Raw genomic sequence first — 2,251 nt, 5'->3', positions numbered from 1 at the left:
ACCAAGCCAGCGGCGTCCTTGATCCCTCGTGCTTGCGCATAAGCGATCATTTCACCCTGCAGGGCGACGCTCTTCGACAGCTGGGATGTCGGATCGCTCAGCTCTACGCGAACCTTCTCGCGATCGCCCTTCTCGCCAAAGGCCGCCACTCCAATCAGGCGATCCTTGAGGATGTCGGCAATCTCGCCGGCGCTCTTACCCTGCAACTCGCGATCGTTCATCAGCGCCGAGAACTGATGCTGCTCCACACCGCGATTGCCGGCGACCATCTTGGTCACGTTGGAAAACAGCTTGTCGATCGCGCCGCTATCTACCAGCCCGTCGAACGGCGCGTACAGCTCGCCAATGGCCAAGCGCAGCGTCCTCGTAGGATCGTCGGCAAGGTTCTGCGCACCCTGCAGGATCACGCTGCCGCCCGCATCGCCGCGGATCAGCGCGCCCAGTTCCTTCGTCGCGCCCGGATCGATATCGACCTGAAACGCGGTGCGGTCGTCGCGGGTGACGATGGTCGCCTTGGTGATGTCGCGGTTGATCTGGTCGAGCAGGGTACCGCCCGGCGATGCGACCGTGATCAGGCCGTGCCCGATCGTGCCCGCCTGCGTCGCGGCATAACTGCTGTCGGCATAGCTGCCGGACAGGCTTCCCGGCGTGATGCCGGCCCTGGCCTCGCCGGCCACGCCCGAGTCCTTGCCCCCTAGCCCCAGCGTGCCCGAGATGCTGAACGCACCGTTCGCGCTGCTTGCCCGATCGGCGATGTCGGCGACGACGAGTTCCCCGGTCTTGAGCGCCAACAAACCGCTGTCCTTTTTGCCCGTGCTGTCCAGCGCCGCCAGGGTCGCGCCGATCACGCTGGTCGTGCCGCCGACCTCGACATCGAGCATGCCGCCCTTGGCGGTGAGCGTGGTCCGCGTATCCACCAGCGCGGAGTTGCCGCCGCCGGTACCGGCGGACAGACTCGGGGTTAGCGAGCCCCCCGGGCCGGTACTGCTGATACCAACGCCCATGCCGAAGCCGCTCGAGCTGTTCGACTGCCGGCCGATATCCTGCAGGCTCTGGAGCAGCAGGTCGCCGCCGGTCCGCACGATCACGTCGCCGCCCGACACGTTCGCGCCGACCAGCTTGGTGTCGTCGCCCGACGCGATCGTCAGCCGCGTGCCGCCATCGACGACGCTGTTGACGTTGTGGGTCTGCGAAGACGTGCCCGAGGCGCTGCTCGACGACACGCTCGCGGTCGCCGAGGCGGTGGCGCCGCCGACGATGCCCACCCCCAGCGAAAGACCCAGGCTCGCGCCGGCGCTGTGCGAAGACCAGTTCTGGTTCGCGTGCGCCTGCGCCGCTTCGATCAGCACATCGCCGGTTGCAGTCAGTGCAACCCCGTTCGTGCCCTTCACCGACGAGCCGAGGATCGAGAGATCGCCCCCCGTGGCAATGATGCCGACCGTGTCGCCCGTCACCGATGCGCCCACCACGGTCGCCGCCTCGCCCGAGGTCTTCGAACGCGAGCTCGAAATGCCGAGGCTGACCGAAACGCCGACGGTGCTGGTCATCGCGTTCATTACCGAGCGGACGGTGCTTTGCGCGGTCGAGGCGGTGTTGATCGCCAGCGCCGCAGCGCCGCCTTTCGCGCTGCCCAGCGCGGAGGGCAGATCCGCAAGCGTATGTACAGCACCCGAGATGTTCTCATACGCGCCGATCGACACGCCGAAGCTCGAAGATTTCGAGCTGGAGCTGCTATCCCGCACGTCCAGCGTGTTGGCGATGGTGACCGATGCACCCTGGAGCAGCACGTCGCCGCCCGCCGCCACCGTGCTGCCGGTGATCCCCAGCGCCCCGCCCGAGACGATCGTGAGGTCGCCGTTCTGCGTACCGATCACCGATCCAGCCTGCGTCACGTCGGTCGTGCTGCCGGTGCTGCTGGTCTTGGCGACGCCGAGGAACAGCCCGCCGCCGCCCAGTGAAAAGCCGCTCTTCTTCACCGACGAGCTGCTCTCTTGGCTATCGGTGGTCGCGAGCGTGCCGATCGTCACCGGGCCAACAGCCGAGAGCGTAAGCCCGTTCGAGGCGACCAGGTTGGCGCCGGTGATCGTCACTCCGCCGCTCGCCGTCACCACGGCCGTGTCGCCCGACAGGGTGGAGGCGACCACGGTCTCGTCGTGTGTCGTCGTGCTGGTGCGCTTGATGGTGGAGGAGAGCAGGCCCGAGCTCTTGGAGAAGGTGTCCACCCGGCTATCGGCGGTATCGATCACGCCGC

At 67.3% G+C, this 2,251-nt stretch carries 1 protein-coding gene; it reads right to left on the bottom strand.

Annotated elements, in window-relative coordinates; genetic code table 11:
* Positions 1 to 2,251 (bottom strand): hemagglutinin repeat-containing protein (locus tag KK7_RS0115885; RefSeq protein WP_010545636.1); only part of this gene is annotated, 2,251 nt, incomplete at both ends.

It is taken from the genome of Sphingomonas elodea ATCC 31461 (genome assembly GCF_000226955.1).
Classification (GTDB): domain Bacteria; phylum Pseudomonadota; class Alphaproteobacteria; order Sphingomonadales; family Sphingomonadaceae; genus Sphingomonas; species Sphingomonas elodea.
This window is presented reverse-complemented; position numbering and strand designations above follow the sequence as displayed.